Source organism: Staphylococcus sp. EG-SA-2, from assembly GCF_017152085.1.
Genome location: NZ_JACYHC010001287.1, coordinates 1 through 609, shown reverse-complemented (window position 1 = coordinate 609; position 609 = coordinate 1). Strand labels below are relative to the sequence as shown.

The window sequence follows — 609 nt, the reverse complement described above, 5'->3', positions numbered from 1 at the left end:
AAATATGTCAAAAAGTGTATAATAAAAACATATAATTTAATTGAACTCAGTTTCAACACATCTTAGAAAGGAGTTTGAATGATGAAAAAATTAGCAGTTATTTTAACATTAGTTGGCGGTTTATACTTCGCATTTAAAAAATACCAAGAACGTGTTAACCAAGCACCTAACATTGAGTACTAAATTAAACCATAAAAAATTCCCGAACACCTTGTTATAGTGCTCGAGAATTTTTTTATGCTTTACTTGAATATATCAAATATTATTTTTGCGCTTTCTGTATTTTCGATATTACCACTAAATGATTCTGATCTAGGTCCATAAGCGTAGGTATTAACATCCTCGCCTGTATGTCCATCGGAAGTCCACCCTGTATAAGATTTATCATTTACTGGCTTCTGAATAGCGTGTTGTAGGGCTTTTGTTTGCGTTTCTACTTTTGCGGATTTTTCGTCTTTTTCTTTTTTAAGTAGTCTTTTTAGCTTTTTATTCTCTTTTTTAACCTTTTTCATATCATCTTGTGAAAATTCAAAGCCATAACCTTCATTAATAACTTTTTCAGGGTCTTCACCTTTAGCCATTTTTTCTGTCATATATGATCCAGAGTGT

General features: G+C 31.0%; 2 protein-coding genes. One reads left to right on the top strand and one right to left on the bottom strand.

Annotated elements, in window-relative coordinates; genetic code table 11:
* The first annotated feature begins 81 nt into the window (after positions 1 to 81).
* On the top strand, positions 82 to 183 hold the full coding sequence (locus IDG60_RS28330; RefSeq protein WP_000731972.1) for an SE2200 family small protein: 102 nt from the start codon (positions 82 to 84) through the stop codon (positions 181 to 183).
* Between the two features lie 59 nt (positions 184 to 242).
* Here IDG60_RS28330 and IDG60_RS28325 read toward each other — a convergent pair.
* On the bottom strand, positions 243 to 609 hold a 367-nt coding region (locus IDG60_RS28325), incomplete at its 5' end, for an alkaline phosphatase (protein WP_206161135.1).

Bases quoted from the DNA above. Each gene is read 5' to 3' on its own strand.
- IDG60_RS28330 (WP_000731972.1), top strand. From the start codon at position 82: ATGAAAAAATTAGCAGTTATTTTAACATTAGTTGGCGGTTTATACTTC.